The sequence below is a fragment of the Rhodopseudomonas sp. NSM genome, assembly GCF_052445935.1.
Lineage (GTDB): Bacteria > Pseudomonadota > Alphaproteobacteria > Rhizobiales > Xanthobacteraceae > Rhodopseudomonas.
Genome location: NZ_JBQTCH010000001.1, coordinates 25220 through 41596, shown reverse-complemented (window position 1 = coordinate 41596; position 16377 = coordinate 25220). Strand labels below are relative to the sequence as shown.

Below are 16377 nucleotides of genomic sequence, written 5' to 3'. Positions count from 1 at the left end.
GGCGGCTTCAATGCTCTATTGGCTGATCGATTTTTCCAGCTCGTTTCCTGCCTTCAACGTCTTTCGCTACATCACCTTCCGCACCGGCGGAGCGGTGGTGACGGGCGCTTTGTTCGTGTTCCTGTGTGGGCCGTGGATCATCGACAATCTGCGGCTGCGCCAGGGCAAGGGCCAGCCGATTCGCAGCGACGGCCCGCAATCGCATCTCGTCAGCAAGAGAGGCACGCCGACGATGGGCGGCCTGATGATCCTGTCGGGGCTGACGGTCGGCACGGTGCTGTGGGCCAACCTGCTCAACCCCTATGTCTGGATCGTGCTGGCGGTGACGCTCGGCTTCGGCTTCGTCGGTTTCTACGACGACTACATGAAGGTGACCAAGCAGACCCATGCGGGCATTTCCGGGCGCAGCCGGCTCTTGATCGAATTCGCGATCGCGGGCCTGGCGTGCTTCGCGCTGGTTTGGGTCGGCCGGGGCACGCTGTCGAGCGCGCTGGTACTTCCGTTCTTCAAGGAGGTCGTGCTCAATCTCGGCTGGTACTTCGTGATCTTCGGCGCCTTCGTGATCGTCGGCGCCGGCAATGCGGTCAACCTGACCGACGGCCTCGACGGCCTCGCCATCGTGCCGGTGATGATCGCGGCCGCGAGCTTCGGCATGATCTCCTATCTGGTCGGCAACGCGGTGTTCGCCGAATATCTGCAGATCAACTACGTCGCCGGCACCGGCGAACTGGCGGTGCTGTGCGGGGCGCTACTCGGCGCCGGCCTCGGTTTTCTGTGGTTCAACGCGCCGCCGGCCTCGATCTTCATGGGCGACACCGGCTCGCTGGCGCTCGGCGGCATGCTCGGCTCGATCGCGGTGGCGGTGAAGCACGAGATCGTGCTGGCGGTGATCGGCGGCCTGTTCGTGCTCGAGGCGGTGTCGGTGATCGTGCAGGTGGCGTCGTTCAAGCTGACCGGCAAGCGCGTGTTCCGGATGGCGCCGATCCATCACCATTTCGAGCAGAAGGGCTGGACCGAGCCGCAGATCGTCATCCGATTCTGGATCATCGCGGTGATCCTGGCGCTCGCCGGCCTCTCGACGCTGAAGCTGCGGTGAGGGTTTTCATGCTGGACCATTGCCGCCGCCGCAGCGTCATCCTGAGGTGCGAGCTCTTGCGAGCCTCGAAGGATGGCCACGGGCACACGCCGCCATCCTTCGAGGCTCGCCGAAGGCGGCGAGCACCTCAGGATGACGCTGTGCTGGTTGCGGGCGAGGCGCTTGTGGTCGGAGCGCGCCGATGATCCCCGTCACCTCCTTCGCGCGGCAATCCGTCGCGGTGTTCGGGCTCGGCGGTTCCGGACTGGCGAGCTGCCACGCGCTGCGTGCCGGCGGCGCCGAAGTGATTGCCTGCGACGACAATCTCGACCGCATGGTCGAAGCCGCGCAGGCGAATTTCATCACCGCTGATCTGCGCAACCTGTCGTGGAGCAATTTCGACGCGCTGGTGCTGACGCCGGGCGTGCCGCTGACGCATCCGACGCCGCACTGGAGCGTGCTCAAGGCGCGCGAGGCCGGCGTCGAGGTGATCGGTGACGTCGAGCTGTTCTGCCGCGAGCGGCGGCTGCACGCGCCGACCGCGCCGTTCGTCGCCATCACCGGCACCAACGGCAAGTCGACCACCACGGCGCTGATCGCGCATCTGATGCGGCAGGCCGGCTACGACACCCAGATGGGCGGCAATATCGGCACCGCGATCCTGTCGCTGGAGCCGCCAAGCGCGGGCCGGGTGCATGTGATCGAGATGTCGTCCTACCAGATCGACCTGACGCCGTCGCTCGATCCCAGCGTCGGCATCCTGCTCAACGTCACCGAGGATCACATCGACCGCCACGGCACGATCGAGCACTACGCAGCGGTGAAGGAGCGGCTGGTCGCCGGCGTGCAGGACGGCGGCACCGCGATCATCGGCGTCGACGATGGTTTTGGCCGCGACGCCGCCGACCGGCTGGAACGCGCCGGCAAGCGCGTGGTGCGAATTTCGGTGAAGCAGCCGCTGGCCTCCGGCATCACCGCCGATCGGGAGACCATCGTGCGCGCCGATGGCGGCGCATCGCATGAGATTGCAAAGCTCGGCGGCATCGGCTCGCTGCGCGGCCTGCACAACGCGCAGAACGCGGCGGCGGCCTCGGCTGCGGCGCTGGCGCTCGGCGTCAGCGCCGAGCTGCTGCAGAAGGGGCTGCGCAGCTTCCCGGGCCTCGCGCACCGGATGGAGCAGGTCGGCAGGCAGGGGCTGACGCTGTTCGTCAACGACTCCAAGGGCACCAATGCCGACGCCACCGCGAAGGCGCTGTCGTCGTTCGGCGAGATCTTCTGGATCGCCGGCGGCAAGCCGAAGACCGGCGGCATCGAAAGCCTCGCCGAGTACTTTCCGCGCATCCGCAAGGCGTATCTGATCGGCGAGGCGGCGCAGGAATTCGCCGCGACGCTGGAAGGGCGGGTGGCCTACGAGATCAGCGAGACGCTGGACAATGCGGTGCCGGCCGCCGCACGCGACGCCGCGGCGTCGGGGCTGCCGGAGCCGGTCGTGCTGCTGTCACCGGCCTGCGCCTCGTTCGACCAGTTCCGCAATTTCGAAATCCGCGGCACCAGGTTCCGCGATCTGGTGACGGCGCTGGACGGCGTCGTGCCGGTGGTGTGAGTCGCTGACTTAACCTCGCCCCGCTCTTTGCGGGGAGAGGTCGACCGGCGTAGCCGGGCGGGTGAGGGGCCAGGCACGGGATTGCCACGCGGGCTGAACTCTCGGTTAGCGCTGGCTCTTCCGCTGCAGGCCCACGGATGGGCCTTCCTTGTTGATCGGCCGTGCCTCGCCCCTCACCCGGAAGTCCCGCTGCGCGTGACTTCCGACCTCTCCCCGCAAAAGGGCGGGGCGAGGTTCAAGGTTCGCTACGGCTCTTGGTCCGGTGTTCACAACCTCGATTCCTTCCCTTTCCATTAACCTCTTGGCAACCACGCGGGCGCACCAATAAGCCGACCTCTGGCCCAGGATCGCCGATGATTTCCCGTGAGCAACGCACCCCGTTCAGCGAATGGTGGTGGACCATCGACCGCGTGCTGCTGGTGGCGCTGATCGCGCTGATGCTGGCGGGCGTGATCCTGTCGCTGGCGGCGTCGCCGCCGGTCGCGACCCGGATCGGGCTCGACCCGTTCCATTTTTTCAATCGCCATGTGCTGTTCCTGGCGCCGTCGCTGATCGTGCTGATCGGCGTCTCGTTCCTGTCGCCGCGGCAGATCCGGCGCACGGCGCTGATCGTGTTCGCCGTCAGCATCGTGCTGATCGTGGCGACGCTGATGTTCGGCCCGGAAGTGAAGGGCTCGCGGCGCTGGATCACGCTGCTCGGCCTCAACATCCAGGCCTCGGAGGTCGCCAAGCCGTCCTTCGTGGTGCTGGCGGCGTGGCTGTTCTCGGAAGCGGCGCGGCGGCCGGAGATGCCGGCGACCTCGATGTCGATGGCGCTGCTGCTGACGCTGGTAGCGCTGCTGGTGATGGAGCCGGATTTCGGCCAGACCATGCTGGTGCTGATGGTGTGGGGCGCGCTGTTCTTCATCGCGGGGATGCGTATCGTCTGGGTGTTCGGGCTGGCCGGCGTCGCCGCAGGCGGTCTGTTCGCGGCCTATCTGTTCGTTCCGCACGTCGCCGGCCGCATCAAGCGCTTCATGAATCCGGCGTCGGGCGATACGTTCCAGGTCGACATGGCGAGCGAGGCGTTCAGCAATGGCGGCTGGTTCGGTCTGGGGCCCGGCGAGGGCATCGCCAAACGCAGCCTGCCGGACAGCCACACCGATTTTGTGTTCGCGGTCGCCGGCGAGGAGTTCGGCATCATCCTGTGCCTGGCGCTGCTGGCGCTGTTCACCTTCATCGTGCTGCGCACGCTGTCGCGTGCCTACAAATCCGACGACATGTTCGCGCGCTTCGCTGCGTCCGGGCTGGCGATCCTGTTCGGCATCCAGGCTGCGATCAACATGTCGGTCAATCTGCAACTGATCCCGGCCAAGGGCATGACGCTGCCGTTCATCTCCTATGGCGGCTCCTCGATGGTGTCGCTGGCCTATGGGGTCGGCATGATGCTGGCGCTGACGCGGCAGCGGCCGAAGACCGAGGTCAATGCCATCGGCGCCGCGCCGGGCTACGCGTGACGCCATGACCGACGCGCCCCTCATCCTGCTCGCGGCGGGCGGCACCGGCGGGCATCTGTTCCCCGCCGAGGCGCTCGGCGTGGTGCTGATGAAGCGCGGGCTGCGCGTGCGGCTCGTCACCGACAGCCGCGCGATGCGCTACAGCGGGCTGTTCTCCGCCGACATGATCGACATGGTGCCGAGCGAGACGGTGCGTGGCAGGACGCCGTGGGCGCTCGGCCGCACCGGGCTTGTGCTCGGCGCCGGGACCGCAAAGGCGCTGGCGCTGATGCTGCGGCTGAAGCCCGCCGCGGTGGTCGGCTTCGGCGGCTATCCGACGCTGCCGCCGCTGTTTGCGGCGCGGGCGTTGCGGATTCCGACGCTGATCCACGATTCCAATGCGGTGATGGGCCGCGCCAACCGGCTGCTGTCGAAGGGTGTCACGGCGATCGCGACCTCGCTGCCGGGCGTGCTCGACCGCGATCCGGCGCTGGCGGCGAAGACCACCACCACCGGCACGCCGATGCGGCCGGCGATCCTCGCCGCCGCCGCGGTGCCGTTCGCGCCACCCGCTGCGGAGGGGCCGCTGCGCCTGCTCGTCGTCGGCGGCAGTCAGGGCGCTCGGGTGATGGCCGATATCGTGCCGGGCGCGATCGAGCAGCTCGATCCGGCGCTGCTGCGGCGGATGGTGCTGACGCAGCAGGTCCGCGACGAGGACATGGCGCGGGTGAGGGCGGTCTACGATCGGCTGGAACTGAGCTGCGAACTCGCGCCGTTCTTCTCCGATCTGCCGGCGCGGCTGGCCGCCAGTCAGCTCGTGGTATCCCGGTCCGGTGCCGGCACCGTCGCCGAACTCGGCGCGATCGGCCGGCCGTCGATCCTGGTGCCGCTGCCGGGCGCGCTGGATCAGGACCAGTTCGCCAATGCCGGCGTGCTGGCCGACGCCGGCGGCGCGATCCGGATCGCGCAGGGCGATTTCACTCCGCAGCGACTGGCCGCCGAGATCGCGGCGCTCGCCGCCGATCCGCACAAGCTCGGCGCGATGGCACAGGCGGCCCGTACCGTCGGCCGGCTCGACGCGGCGGAGCGGCTGGCCGATATGGTGACGCGGGTGGCACGGATTTAAGCGATTTCAAGCCTAATTTACGCTTGTCAGCGTGAGCGGAAGCGGGGCATCCAAGGGGACGCAGGCCGCCCGAATCGGGCCGCCGCGCCGATCTGCCGTCCGCTCCGGACGATGATTTCAGGGAACTGCCAATGAGACTGCCGCGCGAGATCGGACCCATCCACTTCGTCGGGATCGGCGGCATCGGCATGAGCGGCATCGCCGAGGTGCTGTGCAATCTCGGCTACACGGTGCAGGGCTCCGACGCTTCCGAGAGCGCCAATGTCAACCGGCTGCGCGAAAAGGGCATCCAGATCCATGTCGGCCATCAGGCCGACAATGTCGCCGGCGCCGACGTGCTGGTGGTGTCGACGGCGATCAAGCGCGACAATCCGGAACTGCTGGCGGCGCGGGCGCAGCGCATCCCGGTGGTGCGGCGCGCCGAGATGCTGGCGGAACTGATGCGGCTGAAGAGCTGCGTCGCGATCGCCGGCACCCACGGCAAGACCACGACGACCTCGATGGTCGCGGCGCTGCTCGACGCCGGCGATTTCGATCCGACCGTGATCAACGGCGGCATCATCAACGCCTACGGCACCAACGCCCGGCTCGGCGCCGGCGACTGGATGGTGGTCGAGGCCGACGAGAGCGACGGCACGTTTCTGAAGCTGCCGGCCGATGTGGCGATCGTCACCAATGTCGACCCGGAACATCTCGATCACTTCAAGACTTTCGATGCGGTGCAGGACGCATTCCGCAATTTCGTCGAGAACGTGCCGTTCTACGGCTTCGCGGTGATGTGCATCGATCACCCGGTGGTGCAGACTCTGGTCGGCAAGATCGAGGACCGCCGCATCATCACTTACGGCGAGAATCCGCAGGCCGACGCGCGGCTGCTCGACCTCAAGCCCTCGGGCGCCGGCTCCACATTCAAGGTCGCGTTCCGCGATCGCAAGGCCGGCACCGCGCACGAGATCGCCGATCTGATGCTGCCGATGCCGGGGCCGCACAACGCGCTGAACGCCGTGGCGGCGATCGCGGTGGCGCACGAACTCGGCCTGTCCGACGACACCATCCGCAAGGCGCTGGCGGCGTTCGGCGGCGTGCGGCGCCGCTTCACCAAGACCGGCGAGTGGAACGGCGTCACCGTCATCGACGATTACGGCCATCATCCGGTCGAGATCGCCGCGGTGCTGAAGGCGGCGCGACAATCGACCGACGGCAAAGTGATCGCCGTGGTGCAGCCGCATCGCTTCACGCGGCTGCAATCGCTGTTCGAGGAATTCTGCACCTGCTTCAACGACGCCGACAGCGTCATCGTCGCCGACGTCTATCCGGCCGGCGAGGCGCCGATCCAGGGCATCGACCGCGATCACTTCGTGCTCGGCCTGCGCGCCCACGGCCATCGCAACGTCATCCCGCTGCAGGATTCCGGATCGCTCGCCGGCGTCGTCGCCGGCGTCGCCGGCAGCGGCGACTACGTCGTCTGCCTCGGTGCCGGCAATATCACCCAATGGGCCTATGCACTGCCGGGCGAATTGAAGGCGCTGGGTAGCTGACGCAAGAGGAGGCGCCGATGGCTGTCCTGAGCGACGAGACCTGGAAGCGGCACGCGAATCCATGGAGCGTATGGACGCGCTACGCGGCGTTCCCGGTGCTGATCGCGGCGATCTGGAGCCGGGCGTGGCTCGGCTGGTGGGCGCTGGCGCCGATCGGGCTCACGATCGCCTGGCTGGCCTATAATCCGCGCGCGTTTCCGCCGCCGGTCTCGACCGACAATTGGGCCTCGAAAGCCGTGCTCGGCGAACGGATCTGGGTCGCCCTGCAGCGCGACGAGGTGCCGGCCCGGCATCGCATTGTCCCCGGCGTCGCCGCCGGCATCTCGATGGCGGGCCTGCCGTTGCTGGCGTGGGGACTGATCGTGTTCGATCTCGCCATCACCGCATTGGGGGCGGTGGTGGTGATGCTCGCCAAGACCTGGTTCGTCGACCGGATGGTGTGGCTGTTCGAGGACATGAAGGATCAACGCCCGGAGTATCGCTCTTGGCTGTACTGATGTCTTCCGCTCTCGCCGCCGATCTCAAAGCCGCGATGCCCGAACTACGCGGCCGGCTGCTCGGCAATGAGCCGCTGGCGCCGCTGACCTGGTTTCGTGTCGGCGGCCCCGCGCAGGTGCTGTTCACCCCCGCGGACGAGGACGATCTCGGTTACTTCCTGTCGCTGCTGCCGGCGGAGGTGCCGGTGCTGTGCATCGGGGTCGGCTCCAATCTCATCGTGCGCGACGGCGGTCTGCCGGGCGTGGTGATCCGGCTCGCGCCGCGCGGCTTCGGCGAAGCGCGCAGCGACGGCGAGATCGTCCATGCCGGTGCGGCCGCGCTCGACAAGCGCGTCGCCGAGACGGCAGCGGCGGCGAAACTCGGCGGACTCGAATTCTATTTCGGCATTCCCGGCACGATCGGCGGCGCGCTGCGGATGAACGCCGGCGCCAACGGCCGCGAGACCAGGGACGTGCTGATCGACGCCACCGCGCTCGACCGCGCCGGCCGCCGCCACATCATCGATGGCGCGGGGATGCAGTTCAGCTACCGTCATAGCGGCGCGGATCCGTCGCTGATCTTCACCTCGGCCCGGTTTCGCGGCACGCCGGCATCGCCGGACGCGATCCGCGCCAAGATGAACGAGGTGCAGGCGCATCGCGAGTTGGCTCAGCCGGTGCGCGAGAAGACCGGAGGCTCGACCTTCAAGAATCCGCCGGGCCACAGCGCCTGGAAGCTGATCGACGCCGCGGGCTGCCGCGGGCTGCGCATCGGCGGCGCGCAGGTTTCCGAGATGCACTGCAACTTCCTGATCAACACCGGTGACGCCACCGCGGCCGATATCGAGACGCTGGGCGACACCGTGCGCGAACGCGTCAAGGCGCAGTCCGGCATCGAACTGCAATGGGAGATCAAGCGGATCGGCGTCGCCGCCGGGACGGCAGGCTGAGCGATTACTTCGGCGCGGCGGAGGGCGGAGCCGTCGCAGGCGGTTGGGCGGGCGCGGGCGGCGCCACCGTGTCGGGCAGCGCGAGCAGCCGCTCGATCGGCTTCGGCGATACCCGGAACACGCCGCCGAACGGATCTTCCTGCAGCGCGATCATGCCGAGCGCGACGATCGCCCCGGTGCCGAACACCGTTAGCGCCGCGAGCATCGCGCGCGGCTTGTCGAGGTGCACCAGCGTCAGCGCCACCTGGGTGATCACGCCGAGCAGCAGCACCGAGATCCATTTCAGGTCGCTGGTGCGATCGGTCGACAGGCTGAGCCTTGCATTGCGGGCGGTGCCGACCCGCACCGCGGCGCTGAGCATCGCCACGTGGACCGCGGCGCTGGCGTCGCGACTGATCGCGGGCTCGCTCAGTTCGTTGAGCAGTACGTCGTAGGCCGCATTGGTCCGCGGCGCGCTCTCGCCATGCGCGGCCGGCCATTCGTCAAGCAGGACCGACGAGGCATAGCCCTTCAGCGCGATGCGGATATCGCGCATGTCGGTGACGGAGGCGACGCTGAGCGTATACAGGTTCTGCAGTTCGCCGGCCTCGGCCTGCACCGCGCGGGAGGCCTGCCGATTGCGCTCGGTGACGTCGTAGCCGAGGAAACCGGTGAGCAATCCGAACAGCACCGCGACCGATGAGAAGAACGGCGCGACGATACCGTTCAGCCTGGAGACCGGTCCGCGCAGCGGCGAGGCGCAGGTCAGGACGACCAGCGCCAGCGCGACGCCGTAGTACAACAGCGCCAGCGTGACGAAGGTGCCGTAGGTGGGAAGGTCGAGCCACGCCCTGATCATCTTGATTCCCAGTATCGATCGTTGTGTCCCCGGCGCCACGGTCGTTGCCGAATCGGGAGCCTGTCCGATGCCTTGCGCGGTGGACCTTGACCGGTTCTGCCGGGTCCGTCCACCGAGCGGCGCGGTCGCGCCGGGACTGCCCCTTTACAAGCGTCGCGAAGGCGGGCCTGCTGTCGGGTCTGTCTTGCCTCACCTACACGGCCAGCAACGCACGCGCCATTGTTCCGCCCCGCCGGGGTGCCATTCACGCCGAAAATTCGACTGGAGCGATCTCGTTGCAACGACAATTCGCGCCGCGGCTGCGGCAATTGCACTGGTACGAGATCGCGCTGATCGCCGCCGTCGCGCTGGCGCTTTGCGTCTATCTGCCGATCGTGGTGAAGCGATCGGCGGTGCACGGGTTCGGCGACGTGCAGGTGTTCTTCCGCGCCGGCTGGGCGGTGTGGACCGGCTACCCGCTGTATGAAGTCGCCGACCATCACGGCTGGACCTATCACTACCCGCCGTTGTTCGCGCTGCTGATGGGGCCGTTCGCCTATCCGCTCGACGGCTATCCCAAGCCGGCCTGGGCGCTGCCGCTGCCGCTGTCGGTCGCGGTCTGGTACGCCCTCAGCGCCGCCGCCGTGCTGATCGCGATCGACTGGTGGGCGAGGGCGCTCGAACGCAGCGCGCCGCCGCTGCTCCGGCAGACGGACTGGAATGGCTGGTGGATGCTGCGGATCGGGCCGCTGGCGACGCTGCTGCCATTCATCGGCGACGGCTTCGGCCGCGGCCAGCCGAGCGCGCTGGTGCTGCTGACGATGGTGGCATTCCTCGTGCTCTATGTGCAGGGCCGGGTCTATGCGGCGGCGTGCGCGCTGGCGATCGGCTTCACCATCAAGCTGTTTCCGATCGCGCTGCTGCTGTTTCCGCTGCTGCGGCGGGACGTCAAGACGGTGCTGGCCACGGCCGGTTTCAGCCTGGTGTTCCTGTTCGTCGTGCCGATGCTGTGCCTCGGCCCGTCCGAAGTGGTGAAGCTCTACACCGCGATGTGGAGCGAGCATCTCAGCGGCATTCTCACCGGCGTGCCGAACGCCAAGATCGCCGCCGAAATCACCTTCACCTCCTACGACATGCTGAGCATCGGCGCGATGCTGACGCGGATCGGCGCCGGCGGCCTGCCCGTGGCCGACACGCTGCCGGCCTTCGCCACCGCAGGACAGATGGCCTTCAACGCCGCGTTCGCGGCGGCGCTGCTGTGGATCGGCCACGGCCGGTTCTGGCGCCTGACGGGGCCACAGCCGCCGCCGTCCGAAGCGCTGCTGATCGGCGGCGCCATCCTGTGCGCGGCGTTGCCGGTGATCCTGTCGGTGTCGCAGCCGAACTACGTCGCCTTCGTCGCTCCGCTGGTGGCGGTGGTGCAGCTCGATGCGTGGCGCCGCAGCGGCGAGGTCAGGATCGTGCCGCTGCTGATCGCCTGGGCCGGCGTGGTGTGGCTCGGCATGGTCGCGACCGAAGGCGGGCTGTGGCAGCCGCTGCGCGTGATCGGGCTGGTGACGCCGGCGATCGTGGCGCTGCTGGGCTGGGGTCTCGTCTGCCTGCGGCGGGCGCGATAGCGCGGCTTCTCCGAATCAGCCAAATCGGGGAGATTGCGCCCGCGCCGGCCCGTGCCGCTTCACGCACCATCGATCGAACAGGGACCCGCACGGCGGACCGAATTCATGCGACAGACAATTCTCTTCGGCGGCACCAGCAAGGAGCGACTGGTGTCGGTCGCCTCGGCGCAGGCGCTGCACGCCGCGCTGCCCGACGCCGAATTGTGGTTCTGGAACGACGACGACAGCGTTCATGCCGTGACCGCGGAGGCGCTGCTGGCGCATGCGCGGCCGTTCGAGGAGGCGTTTCAGCCCGCCGGCGAGACCATCGGTCCGCTGGTGCGCGCGCTCGATCGCGCAGCGTCCGAACAGCGGCTGCTGGTGCTGGGTCTGCACGGCGGCGTTGCCGAAAACGGCGAGTTGCAGGCGATGTGCGAATTGCGCGGCGTGCCGTTCACCGGCTCCGGCGCGGCGGCGTCGCATCTCGCTTTCGACAAGGTGGCGGCGAAGCGCTTCGCCGCGATCGCCGGCGTGCGTGCGCCGGCCGGCATCGCGCTCGCGGACGCCGAGGCGGCGCTGGCCGCCCACGGCCGCCTGATCGCCAAGCCGGCCCGGGACGGGTCGAGCTACGGCCTGTTTTTCATCAATGCGAAGCAGGACCTGGTCGCGGTGCGCAACGCGGCCAGAACCGAAGACTATCTGATCGAGCCATTCGTGTCCGGCATCGAGGCGACCTGCGGCGTGCTGGAGCAGGCCGACGGCTCGCTGCTGGCGCTGCCGCCGATCGAGATCGTACCGGCCGACGGCGGCTTCGACTACACCGCGAAATATCTCGCGAAATCGACCCAGGAGATCTGCCCCGGCCGGTTCGCGCCACAGATCTCGGCGACGATCATGGACGATGCCGTTAAGGCGCACCGGGTGATGGGCTGCCGCGGCTATTCGCGATCCGACTTCATCGTCGCCGCGGACGGTCCGATCTTTCTCGAGACCAACACGCTGCCCGGCCTGACCAAGGCGTCGCTCTACCCCAAGGCGCTGCAGGCGCAGGGGATCGCCTTCGTCGATTTCCTGCACGGCCAGATCGCGCTCGCGGAACGCGGTGTCCGGCGTTAACGACTTTCGTCGGGTTCCCGCATATCGCGCTGCAAAAATGCCGCGCGCGCTCGCAAATCCCTCAGCAAACGTAACAATTCCCGGCCTGAACCGGGTGTCTTTACTTTTTGTTTACCAGGAGAGCCGAAGGTTAACGCTGGCCGCGCATTCTGACGCTCGGCTGCGGCGGCGTGACCGGGCGGATTCTCCGCGACGCGATCCCGTGCAGCATCGAGCCGTCACTTGCGCCTGAGCCCGGTTGGTTGCGGGCACAACGAGTATGAGCGCAAGCAATGCATGGTGGAGGGCGCCTCGCCAAGTCGTCGCGACTGTCGGGGATTCAGTCTGATCTGAAAGCGGTCGCCGTCGCGGCCGTCGCGCTGCTGCGCCATCGGATGGCCCGCCGCAACCGGCCGCAGCCGCAGCCGCGCCCGACCAGGCGGCTGGCCCGGCCCGAGCCGCAACGCGGCATCATCGCCCTGCTGGAGAAGTACACGCCGCGCCGGATCGGCGTCGTCGCCACCATGCTGATATTGCTCGGCAGCGCCGGGCTCGGCATCGTCAAGGGCGGCCATGTCGATGAGTTCGTTCAGGGGGTGGACGACGCCCGCAACGCGGTCGCCAACATCGCCGGCTTCCGCATCGAGCAGGTCGCCATCAGCGGCCGCAAGCAATTGACGCAGGACGAGATTCTGGCGATCGGCGGCGTCACCGGGCGATCGTCGCTGCTGTTCCTCGACGCGGCGGCGGTGCGTGACAAACTGAAAGCCAACCCGTGGATCGCCGACGCCACGGTCCTGAAGTTCTATCCGAGCGAATTGCAGATCGACATCGTCGAGCGCACCGCCTTCGCGCGCTGGCAACTCGACGGTCGCACCTCGGTGATCGCCGAGGACGGCGCCGTGCTGGAGCCGTATGTGGCGCGCCGCTTCCTGTCGCTGCCGCTGGTGGTCGGGAAGGGTGCCGGCGAACGCGCCAAGGATTTCCTGGCGCTGCTGGCGCGCTATCCGCAGGTGCAGTCGCAGACCCGCGCGGTCGCGCTGGTCGGCGAGCGGCGCTGGAATGTCTGGCTGAGCAGCGGCCTGGTGATCCGGCTGCCGGAGCACGAGGTCGGCAATTCGCTGGCGATGCTGAGCAAGCTCGACCAGGACGACAAACTGTTTTCGCGCGACATCACCGCGATCGACATGCGGCTGCCCGATCGCCTGACCGTGCGGCTGTCGGACAATGCCGCGAAGGCGCGCGAGGAGCAGTTCAGCAAGGACAAGAAGTCCAAGAAGAAGGCTGGTGACGCGTGACCGGCTTCGATCGCACCCAGACGCCGAAGACCCGCCCGATGCCGCCGCATCGCACCGCGATGGTGGCGTCGCTCGACATCGGCACCAGCAAGATCGCCTGCATGATCGCGCGGCTCAAGCCGTGCCCGCCGAAGGACGCGCTGCGTGGCCGCAGCCACGCCGTCGAACTGGTCGGCTACAGCCAGATCCAGTCGCGCGGCGTCAAGGCCGGCGCCGTGGTCGACATGGTCGAGTGCGAGAAGGCGATCCGCCACGCCGTCGCGCTCGCCGAGCGGATGGCCAAGGTGCGGGTCGAGTCGGTGCTGCTGTCGGTGTCGGCCGGCCGGCTGCAGGGCCAGCTGATCGAAGCCGCCGCCGATATCAGGGGCGGCGCGGTCACCACCGACGACGTCGGCCGCGTCACCTCGACCGGCATGCACCACGCCACCGCGCCGGGCCGCGCCGTGCTGCACGCGCTGCCGATCGGCTACACGCTCGACGGCGTCAAGGGCATCCGCGATCCGCGCGGCATGGTCGCCCGTCAGTTCGGCGTCGACATGAACGTGGTCACCACCGACGCCACCGTCGCCAGGAACCTGATGCTCGCGGTCGAGCGCTGTCATCTCGAGGTCGAGGCGATGGCGGCGAGTCCTTATGTCGCAGGCCTGTCGGTGCTGACCGACGACGAAGCCGATATCGGCGCCGCGCTGATCGAGATGGGGGCGGGGACGACGACGATGGCGATCTACTCGGCCGGCCGCTTCGTCCACGCCGCCGGATTTGCGCTCGGCGGGCATCACATCACGATGGATCTCGCGCGTGGCCTCGGCGCGTGCATTGCGGATGCCGAGCGAATCAAGACGTTATATGGCACGGTGCTAACCGGCGGTTCTGATGCGCGCGAGCTGATGTCGATCCCTGCCGCCGGGGACAATGAGCGGGATACTCCGCAAGTGATCTCCCGCGCGACGATCGCGAACATCATCCGGCATCGCGCCGAGGAGATTTTTGAGATGGTCCGGGACCGGCTGGCGGATTCGCCGTTTGCTGCAGAGCCGCGCGCGCGCGTGGTGCTGAGCGGCGGCGCGTCGCAGCTCACCGGCATTCCCGAACTCGCGACGCGCATTCTCGGCCGCCCGGTGCGGGTCGGCCGTCCGCTCGGCTTCGGCCGGCTTCCCACCGAGGCCAAGAGCGCATCCTTCGCCGTTCCCACGGGGCTGCTGGTGTATCCGCAATACGCCCACCTCGAACACATCGAGCCCAGGCACTCCCGCCAGGTCCGGACCGCCGACCACCCCGGTTACTTCGGCAAGGTCGGCCGCTGGCTGCGCGAGGGCTTCTGATGACTCTTTTCCGCCCCCTTCCGCTTTCACAAATTGTCCAGGCCGATCGCCCGGGACTTCACGAACCAACGCGCGCGTAATCGAGAGGCAACTCATGACCATCAATCTCAACGTTCCTGACATTCGCGAGCTGCGGCCCCGGATCACCGTGTTCGGCGTCGGCGGCGCCGGCGGCAACGCGGTCAACAACATGATCACCGCCGGGCTCGATGGCGTTGATTTCGTCGTCGCCAACACCGACGCGCAGGCGCTGACGATGTCGAAGGCGCAGCGGCTGATCCAGATGGGCACCCAGGTGACGCAGGGCCTCGGCGCCGGCTCGCAGCCCGATGTCGGCTCCGCTGCGGCGCAGGAAGTCATCGACGAGATCCGCGATCATCTCACCGGCGCCAACATGGTGTTCGTCACCGCCGGCATGGGCGGTGGCACCGGCACCGGCGCGGCCCCGGTGATCGCCAAGGCGGCGCGCGAGATGGGCATCCTCACCGTCGGCGTCGTCACCAAGCCGTTCCACTTCGAAGGCGCGCGGCGGATGCGGACCGCCGAGACCGGCATCGCCGACCTGCACAAGGTCGTGGATACGCTGCTGATCATCCCGAACCAGAATCTATTCCGCGTCGCCAACGAGAAGACCACCTTCGCCGACGCCTTCGCGATGGCCGACCAGGTGCTGTATTCGGGCGTCGCCTGCATCACCGACCTGATGGTCAAGGAAGGGCTGATCAACCTCGACTTCGCCGACGTCCGCGCCGTGATGCGCGAGATGGGCAAGGCGATGATGGGCACCGGCGAAGCCTCCGGCGAGAAGCGCGCGCTGACCGCCGCCGAAGCCGCGATCGCCAACCCGCTGATCGACGATTCCTCGATGAAGGGCGCCCGCGGCCTCCTGATCTCGATCACCGGCGGCAAGGACCTGACGCTGTTCGAAGTCGACGAAGCCGCGACTCGTATTCGCGAGGAAGTCGACCAGGACGCCAACATCATCGTCGGCGCCACCTTCGACGAGAGCCTCGACGGCATCATCCGGGTTTCGGTCGTGGCCACCGGCATCGAGCAGGCGCAGTTGTCGCGGAACGCAGCCGCAGCCGGCGCGGCTTCCAATGCTGCGCCGGCTGACAGCCGTCTGGCTGAACTGACCGCCAAGCTGCGCGCCGACAACCAGCGCATCGCCGAAGCCGCCGCCGCCCGCGCGGCGCAGGTCCCGGCGTCGCCGGCGCCGGCCGCCGCCCCGGTGGCGCGCGCCGCCAATGTCGAGCGCGCTGCGCTCGCCGCGATCGCCGCCGCCGTCAGCAACGAGCAGATGCCGGCCCAGCAGGTCGCTCAGGCGCCCGTCCAGTCCGCGTCCTATGGCGACGTCACCGTCCGTCCGATTCCGCAGAAGCCGTCGCTGTTCCCCGACGTCGAGCCGGCGCGCGCGGTGAACGAGGAGCCGGAGACCCCCGACGCCTTCATTCCGCAGCAACCCGACCGCGCCGCGTTGCGCGCGCCGCGGATGCCGCGGTTCGACGAACTGCCGGTGCCGGCCCAGAACGAGATCCGTCAGGCCGCGCGCGGCGAGATCGACGACGAGCCGCAGAAGACCCGGCTGTCGCTGCTGCAGCGTCTCGCCAATGGCCTCAGCCGTCGCGAAGACGAATCCGAGCCATCCGCCCCGGTCCGGAGCGCCGCCGCGCCCGCCATGCCGCAGATGCCGCCGATGCCGGAGCGTCGTCCGCAGCGCAGCATCGCCGACCAGATGGCCGCTCACGACCCGGTCTCGGAATATGCCAAGCGTCCGGCGCCGCAGGGCCTCGACGTTCACGGCCGCCCGGCACCTGTTGCCCAACAGCCACAGGGCGACGACCATCTCGATATCCCCGCCTTCCTGCGGCGTCAGGCGAACTGATCCGATGCCTCATTTCTGACGATGACAGGACCCCGGAAGGCAGCTTCCGGGGTCTTTTTTTGGGTCCCCGCGAAGGCTGTGATCTGCCGATAAGTCGTTGTTCTAAAGAATAGAAAAATAGA

At 68.2% G+C, this 16377-nt stretch carries 13 protein-coding genes; 12 read left to right on the top strand and 1 reads right to left on the bottom strand.

Annotated elements, in window-relative coordinates:
* The first annotated feature begins 10 nt into the window (after nucleotides 1-10).
* The 7 genes from mraY to murB all read left to right on the top strand — a co-directional run bounded on the left by mraY (nucleotide 11) and on the right by murB (nucleotide 8243).
* Complete coding sequence (gene mraY / locus ACTZWT_RS00175) at nucleotides 11-1096, top strand: phospho-N-acetylmuramoyl-pentapeptide-transferase (RefSeq protein ID WP_444767710.1); 1086 nt, start codon at nucleotides 11-13, stop codon at nucleotides 1094-1096.
* A gap of 181 nt (nucleotides 1097-1277) precedes the next feature.
* The gene (gene murD / locus ACTZWT_RS00170; RefSeq protein ID WP_444767709.1) at nucleotides 1278-2678 is read left to right on the top strand and encodes a UDP-N-acetylmuramoyl-L-alanine--D-glutamate ligase; all 1401 of its coding nucleotides are present in this window, start codon (nucleotides 1278-1280) and stop codon (nucleotides 2676-2678) included.
* 353 nt (nucleotides 2679-3031) lie between these two features.
* Complete coding sequence (gene ftsW / locus ACTZWT_RS00165; RefSeq protein ID WP_444767708.1) at nucleotides 3032-4174, top strand: putative lipid II flippase FtsW; 1143 nt, start codon at nucleotides 3032-3034, stop codon at nucleotides 4172-4174.
* Between the two features lie 4 nt (nucleotides 4175-4178).
* The gene (murG, locus tag ACTZWT_RS00160; RefSeq protein ID WP_444767707.1) at nucleotides 4179-5279 is read left to right on the top strand and encodes an undecaprenyldiphospho-muramoylpentapeptide beta-N-acetylglucosaminyltransferase; all 1101 of its coding nucleotides are present in this window, start codon (nucleotides 4179-4181) and stop codon (nucleotides 5277-5279) included.
* 131 nt (nucleotides 5280-5410) lie between these two features.
* Nucleotides 5411-6817 (top strand): UDP-N-acetylmuramate--L-alanine ligase, encoded by a 1407-nt coding sequence (gene murC, locus ACTZWT_RS00155; RefSeq protein WP_444767706.1) that lies wholly within the window; start codon nucleotides 5411-5413, stop codon nucleotides 6815-6817.
* 17 nt (nucleotides 6818-6834) lie between these two features.
* Nucleotides 6835-7314 carry a DUF6653 family protein gene (locus ACTZWT_RS00150; protein ID WP_444767705.1) on the top strand — a complete coding sequence of 160 codons (480 nt, stop codon included), beginning with the start codon at nucleotides 6835-6837 and terminating at the stop codon, nucleotides 7312-7314.
* The gene (murB, locus tag ACTZWT_RS00145) at nucleotides 7314-8243 is read left to right on the top strand and encodes a UDP-N-acetylmuramate dehydrogenase (protein ID WP_444767704.1); all 930 of its coding nucleotides are present in this window, start codon (nucleotides 7314-7316) and stop codon (nucleotides 8241-8243) included. The genes ACTZWT_RS00150 and murB overlap by 1 nt, the downstream gene beginning before the upstream one ends.
* Before the next feature lie 4 nt (nucleotides 8244-8247).
* On the opposite strand, the gene ACTZWT_RS00140 is transcribed toward murB, so the two are convergent.
* Complete coding sequence (locus tag ACTZWT_RS00140; RefSeq protein ID WP_444767703.1) at nucleotides 8248-9081, bottom strand: bestrophin-like domain; 834 nt, start codon at nucleotides 9079-9081, stop codon at nucleotides 8248-8250.
* A 275-nt stretch (nucleotides 9082-9356) separates the two neighbouring features.
* On the opposite strand from ACTZWT_RS00140, the gene ACTZWT_RS00135 reads away from it, so the two are divergent.
* The 5 genes from ACTZWT_RS00135 to ftsZ all read left to right on the top strand — a co-directional run bounded on the left by ACTZWT_RS00135 (nucleotide 9357) and on the right by ftsZ (nucleotide 16255).
* On the top strand, nucleotides 9357-10676 hold the full coding sequence (locus tag ACTZWT_RS00135) for a glycosyltransferase family 87 protein (protein WP_444767702.1): 1320 nt from the start codon (nucleotides 9357-9359) through the stop codon (nucleotides 10674-10676).
* Between the two features lie 105 nt (nucleotides 10677-10781).
* Complete coding sequence (locus tag ACTZWT_RS00130; RefSeq protein ID WP_444767701.1) at nucleotides 10782-11771, top strand: D-alanine--D-alanine ligase family protein; 990 nt, start codon at nucleotides 10782-10784, stop codon at nucleotides 11769-11771.
* A gap of 272 nt (nucleotides 11772-12043) precedes the next feature.
* A complete protein-coding gene (locus ACTZWT_RS00125) occupies nucleotides 12044-13048 on the top strand; it encodes a cell division protein FtsQ/DivIB (protein ID WP_444767700.1) in 1005 nt (334 codons plus the stop codon).
* Nucleotides 13045-14370: a cell division protein FtsA gene (gene ftsA / locus ACTZWT_RS00120; protein WP_444767699.1), complete on the top strand. Its 1326-nt coding sequence runs from the start codon at nucleotides 13045-13047 to the stop codon at nucleotides 14368-14370. Before ACTZWT_RS00125 ends, ftsA begins: the two co-directional genes overlap by 4 nt.
* 94 nt (nucleotides 14371-14464) lie before the next feature.
* Nucleotides 14465-16255: a cell division protein FtsZ gene (gene ftsZ / locus ACTZWT_RS00115; protein WP_444767698.1), complete on the top strand. Its 1791-nt coding sequence runs from the start codon at nucleotides 14465-14467 to the stop codon at nucleotides 16253-16255.
* The last annotated feature ends 122 nt before the right edge of the window (nucleotides 16256-16377 follow it).

Bases quoted from the DNA above. Each gene is read 5' to 3' on its own strand.
- murD (WP_444767709.1), top strand. From the start codon at position 1,278: ATGATCCCCGTCACCTCCTTCGCGCGGCAATCCGTCGCGGTGTTCGGG.
- ACTZWT_RS00140 (WP_444767703.1), bottom strand. From the start codon at position 9,081: ATGATCAGGGCGTGGCTCGACCTTCCCACCTACGGCACCTTCGTCACG.
- ACTZWT_RS00150 (WP_444767705.1), top strand. From the start codon at position 6,835: ATGGCTGTCCTGAGCGACGAGACCTGGAAGCGGCACGCGAATCCATGG.
- ftsZ (WP_444767698.1), top strand. From the start codon at position 14,465: ATGACCATCAATCTCAACGTTCCTGACATTCGCGAGCTGCGGCCCCGG.
- murC (WP_444767706.1), top strand. From the start codon at position 5,411: ATGAGACTGCCGCGCGAGATCGGACCCATCCACTTCGTCGGGATCGGC.
- mraY (WP_444767710.1), top strand. From the start codon at position 11: ATGCTCTATTGGCTGATCGATTTTTCCAGCTCGTTTCCTGCCTTCAAC.
- ACTZWT_RS00130 (WP_444767701.1), top strand. From the start codon at position 10,782: ATGCGACAGACAATTCTCTTCGGCGGCACCAGCAAGGAGCGACTGGTG.
- ACTZWT_RS00125 (WP_444767700.1), top strand. From the start codon at position 12,044: ATGCATGGTGGAGGGCGCCTCGCCAAGTCGTCGCGACTGTCGGGGATT.
- murG (WP_444767707.1), top strand. From the start codon at position 4,179: ATGACCGACGCGCCCCTCATCCTGCTCGCGGCGGGCGGCACCGGCGGG.
- murB (WP_444767704.1), top strand. From the start codon at position 7,314: ATGTCTTCCGCTCTCGCCGCCGATCTCAAAGCCGCGATGCCCGAACTA.
- ftsW (WP_444767708.1), top strand. From the start codon at position 3,032: ATGATTTCCCGTGAGCAACGCACCCCGTTCAGCGAATGGTGGTGGACC.